Annotated in this window: 5 protein-coding genes and 1 pseudogene; 1 reads left to right on the plus strand and 5 read right to left on the minus strand. The window is 67.3% G+C overall.

The window, feature by feature from the left end:
- Positions 1-84: 84 nt before the first annotated feature.
- Entirely contained in the window at positions 85-867 is a 783-nt protein-coding gene (locus WA702_RS05830) for an alpha/beta fold hydrolase (RefSeq protein ID WP_425109583.1), read from the plus strand.
- 62 nt (positions 868-929) lie between these two features.
- Here the strand turns inward: WA702_RS05830 and bluB are convergent, their stop codons facing one another.
- The 5 genes and pseudogenes from bluB to WA702_RS05855 all read right to left on the minus strand — a co-directional run.
- Positions 930-1,583, minus strand: a complete 654-nt coding sequence (gene bluB, locus WA702_RS05835; RefSeq protein WP_425109584.1) for a 5,6-dimethylbenzimidazole synthase — start codon at positions 1,581-1,583, stop codon at positions 930-932.
- Positions 1,580-2,923, minus strand: coding sequence for a cobyrinate a,c-diamide synthase (locus WA702_RS05840; protein WP_425109585.1), 1,344 nt, complete (start codon positions 2,921-2,923; stop codon positions 1,580-1,582). The genes bluB and WA702_RS05840 overlap by 4 nt, the downstream gene beginning before the upstream one ends.
- Positions 2,920-3,681 carry a precorrin-4 C(11)-methyltransferase gene (gene cobM, locus WA702_RS05845; RefSeq protein WP_425109586.1) on the minus strand — a complete coding sequence of 254 codons (762 nt, stop codon included), beginning with the start codon at positions 3,679-3,681 and terminating at the stop codon, positions 2,920-2,922. Before cobM ends, WA702_RS05840 begins: the two co-directional genes overlap by 4 nt.
- Complete coding sequence (locus WA702_RS05850) at positions 3,678-4,070, minus strand: cobalamin biosynthesis protein (protein WP_425109587.1); 393 nt, start codon at positions 4,068-4,070, stop codon at positions 3,678-3,680. Before WA702_RS05850 ends, cobM begins: the two co-directional genes overlap by 4 nt.
- Positions 4,067-4,361: pseudogene (locus WA702_RS05855) on the minus strand (cobalamin biosynthesis bifunctional protein CbiET); the annotation flags it as partial. The pseudogene WA702_RS05855 and the gene WA702_RS05850, both read right to left, overlap by 4 nt.

Below are 4,361 nucleotides of genomic sequence, written 5' to 3' on the forward strand. Positions count from 1 at the left end.
CGGCTGTCGGTCGGCATCGAGGCCGCGGCCGATATCATCGACGATCTCGGACAGGCGCTGCGCGCCTCGCAAAAGGTGTGAGCCATGCAGCTGTCAGTGAATGGCAAGGAGACCTTCGTTGCGACCGGCGGACGGGATTTCGATCCCACTCTTCCAACGGTGGTGTTCCTGCATGGCGCCGGCTTCGACCATTCGACCTGGGCGCTGCACAGCCGCTGGTTCGCGCATCACGGCCATGCCGTGCTGGTGCCGGACCTGCCCGGCCATGGCCGCTCGGTGGGACCGGCGTTGACCAGCATTGCTGCGATGGCGAACTGGACCATCGCCCTGCTCGACGCGGCTGGCGCCAAGCCGGCGCATCTGATCGGCCACTCCATGGGTTCGCTGATCGCGGTCGACGCGGCCGCGCGACATCCTGACCGGGTCACGGCGCTGAGCCTGATCGGTACCGCGGCGACCATGACGGTTGGTCCCGATCTTCTGAAGGCCGCCGAGAGCAACGACCAGGCGGCGATCGACATGGTCTCGATCTGGGGCCTCGGCTACGCTGCCGAACTCGGCGGCAGCCGCGCCCCAGGTCTGTGGATGCATGGCGGCGCGCAGGCGACCCTGAGGCGCTGCGCACCCGGCGTGCTGTTTACCGATCTCTCCGCCTGCAATGCGTATCAGGATGCGCTGGCCGCGGCTTCGCGCATCAAGGTGCCGGTGACGTTCGTTCTCGGCGAAAGGGACATGATGACGCCGGCCAAGGCCGGCAAGGCGCTGGCAGCCGCCGTCCCGCAGGCGCGGACCATCGTGCTGCCGGGCGCCGGCCACATGATGATGGCCGAGCGCCCGGACACTCTGCTCGCGGCGTTGAAGGGCTAGGGCATGAGCGCACCTGCTGCCGCTCGCCTGGAGCGACAAAGACCAGCAGACGGTCCCGATCGTCAGCGCCGGAGCGGCTCGGTCGTGCGATCGCAGAGCCGCTCCTGCCAGCCATGGCGTTCCAACTCGGGATCGTCATGCTCCTCTTCCGGCCAGCCGATGCAGAGATAGGCGATAAGGCTCCAATCGGCCGGAAGCTCCAGCGCCCGGCACGCGGCTTGCGGATCGAGGATCGAGATCCAGCCAACGCCGAGGCCTTCGGCGCGCGCGGCCAGCCACAATGTCTGCACCGCCGTCACCACCGAATAGCGCAGCGTCTCCGGCATGGTGTGCCGTCCAAGCCCGTGACCAACATCGGTCGCCTCATCAGCGCAGACGGCAAGATGCACCGGCGCTTGGGCGAGGCCCGCGAGCTTGAGCTGCGCATAGGCCGCGCGGCGCTCGCCGTCATAGCCGTCGAGCGCTGCGCGATTGGCGCGCTCGAAATTGGCTGATATCGCGACGCGGCGCTCCGCCGTTTCCACCAGCACGAAACGCCAGGGCTGGCTGAAGCCGACCGAGGGCGCGTAAGCAGCGAGCGCGAGCAGCCGCTTGATGAGTTCGGCCGGAACTGGATCGGTACGAAACCGCCGCACATCGCGCCGCCAGCGCACCAGCTCGGCAAAGCGCTCTCTGAAAGCTGCGTCGAAGCGCGGCGGCCTGTTCGCGTCACTCATAGCGCGTCTCCGGCAATGACATGCAGGAAGCTGCCGCTGACCGTACCACGCCGCGCCCCTCGCGCCGCGATCGACACACCCAACGCGTCGTGGCAATCAATCAACGGTTCGTCGCCTTCGCTGACAATACTGGCGTAATGGAATTCATGGCCATGAACCACGGCGCCGCGCAGCCCAAGGCCGCAATCGGCGAGCAGCCGCGCCCGCCGATAGCCGAGATGCAGGCGCCGTTTTGCAAATGACGTTTCCAGGGAGAACAGCCCTGCCATTTCGTGGCGATGGCCGCCGGCATCCTCAATCCCCTGCCCCAGTACCATGTAGCCACCGCATTCGCCGTGGATGCGCACGCCGCGCGTCGCGGCGTTTCGCAGGCCACCGATGAACCGGCGCGCCGCGCTCAAGCGCGCACCATGCAACTCCGGATAGCCGCCCGGCAACCAGATCGCATCGGCCAACGCATCCGGCGCTTCGTCCGCCAATGGCGAGAACGGCACGATCTCGGCGCCACGCGCACGCCAGTGCTGCACGAGATGCGGATAGGTGAACGAAAACGCAGCGTCCGACGCGATCGCGATGCGCTGCCCCGGAGGCTGGATGCCGATGTCATCGGCATCGTCGGCGTGTCGCCCGCTTGCGATCGGCTGCGCCAATGCCGCGATCGCACCAAGATCGGTTGTTGAAGCGATCTTATCGGCCAGCCGCTCCAGCCGCGCCTCGATATCAGCGGTTTCCTGCGCCTGCACCAGGCCGAGATGCCGCTCCGGCAGCACCAGACTGTCGTCGCGCGGCAGCGCGCCGAGAACCTTGATCCCGATCCTGTCGAACGCAGGTTCGATCATTGAACGATGCCGCTCCCTCGCGACGCGATTAAGGATGACACCAGCCAGGCGGACATCGTCGCGATATCTGGCGCAGCCGAGCGCGACTGCAGCCGCCGTCTCGGTCTGGCCGCTGACGTCGATCACCAGAATGACGGGCCAGCTTAGCAATGCAGCGAGATCGGCTGCCGAGCCGCGTCCGGAGCGCCCCGGCGCCGCCGCACCGTCGAACAGGCCCATCACGCCCTCGACGATTGCAAGATCTGTCTCGGCCGTCGTTTCATGCACCAGCCGCAGAAGCTGCGGCGCCGACATCGCCCAGCCGTCGAGATTGGTGCTCGCCCGCTTGGCCGCGGCCGCGTGAAACGCGAGATCGATGTAATCAGGGCCGCATTTGAAGGGCGCGACCCGCGTTCCGCGCCGCACCAGTGCCCGCATCACGCCGAGCGTCACGGTGGTCTTGCCGGCGCCCGAGCGTGGCGCCGCGATGATGAGTCCCTTGGGTGCGGCTGCGATCGTCATTCGCCCCGCCCGCGGAAGCGCCGTTGATAGTCGACATCGTAGAGCGCACTCTCACGAAAATCAGATGCACGGAGCGCAGGGCCGACGAGGATCAGCGCCGTGCGTTCCACCGTCTCGGCCTGCATGGCCGCAACGATGGTGGCGAGCGTGCCGGCGACGATGCGCTGGTCCGGCCAGCTGGCGCGATAGACGATCGCAACCGGACAATCCGCGCCATAATGCGGCGTCAACTCGTCGACCACCTTGTCGAGCACATGAATCGAAAGATGAATGGCAAGCGTGGCACGCGACTGCGCGAACAGCGACAGCTTTTCGCTGTCAGGCATCGCCGAGGCCCGACCCGAGGTGCGGGTCAGCACCACCGATTGCGCGAGCCCGGGCAAGGTCAGTTCACGTCCCAGCGCTGCAGCGGCAGCCGCAAAGGCTGGCACGCCCGGTGTGACCGTGTATGAAATCTGCAGCGCCTCGAGCCTGCGCACCTGCTCGCCGAGCGCGCTCCAGATCGAGAGGTCGCCGGAATGCAGCCGCGCGACGTCCTCGCCGGCCGAGGTCGCGCGCTCCATTTCGTTAACGATCTCGTCGAGCGACAGCGGCGCCGTGTCGATGATGCGCGCGCCTGGCGGACAATGATCCAGCAGCGCCTTCGGCACCAGCGATCCGGCGTAAAGGCAGACCGGACAGCGCGCGATCAGGTCGCGTCCGCGCAAGGTGATCAGGTCAGGCGCGCCGGGACCGGCCCCAATGAAATGTACCGTCATGTGGCCTGCTCCGGCTCATCGCTTGCCAGCGCGCACGTCACGGTCGCGTTGGCGATGCGCGGCAAGATCAAGCGCCCGCCTCGTCCGACGGCCGCAAGCGCCGCGGTCTCGGCCACGGACGGCACGCCCTTCAACTGCTGCACGCGCTCACTTCGCGTCACCGCGAGACCGGACATGTTTGCCAACTTGCCTACGGCAATGCCGCACAATGGACGGCCGATACGGCGCGCCGCTTCGACGAGACCGGGTTCGGCCGCCTTGTCGTCTGCCGTTGCAATCACACTGATCGACACTGCCGACAGCGACGCCGCGTCGAGCGCCTGCGCGATCACCGCTTCGATATCTTCAACCGAGGCGTTGCGGCGGCAGCCGATGCCGAGCGCGATCATGGTTTCGTCACCCGCCACTGCGTAACCGGCATCGCGGGCCTGAAGCCGTGCATGGTGCCGACCGGCTTCACATGCGACACCGCAAGGCGGATCAGCTCGCCGCCGTGGTTAGCAAACAACGCCGCAAGCCGCGCTTCACCCTCCAGCGAGACGGCGTTGGCGACCAATCGTCCGCCCGGCTTCAACCGCGCCCAGACCGCATCGAACACGCCGTTCTCCGAGATGCCGCCCCCGATGAAGACAGCATCCGGTGCGTCGAGGCCAACGAGAGGCGCGGGCGCCGCGCCGACC

Origin of the sequence: Bradyrhizobium sp. (assembly GCF_049798375.1) — a bacterium.
GTDB lineage: Bacteria > Pseudomonadota > Alphaproteobacteria > Rhizobiales > Xanthobacteraceae > Bradyrhizobium.

Coding starts and splice junctions, on each gene's coding strand:
- WA702_RS05830 (WP_425109583.1), top strand. CDS start 85: ATGCAGCTGTCAGTGAATGGCAAGGAGACCTTCGTTGCGACCGGCGGA.
- bluB (WP_425109584.1), bottom strand. CDS start 1,583: ATGAGTGACGCGAACAGGCCGCCGCGCTTCGACGCAGCTTTCAGAGAG.
- WA702_RS05840 (WP_425109585.1), bottom strand. CDS start 2,923: ATGACGATCGCAGCCGCACCCAAGGGACTCATCATCGCGGCGCCACGC.
- cobM (WP_425109586.1), bottom strand. CDS start 3,681: ATGACGGTACATTTCATTGGGGCCGGTCCCGGCGCGCCTGACCTGATC.
- WA702_RS05850 (WP_425109587.1), bottom strand. CDS start 4,070: ATGATCGCGCTCGGCATCGGCTGCCGCCGCAACGCCTCGGTTGAAGAT.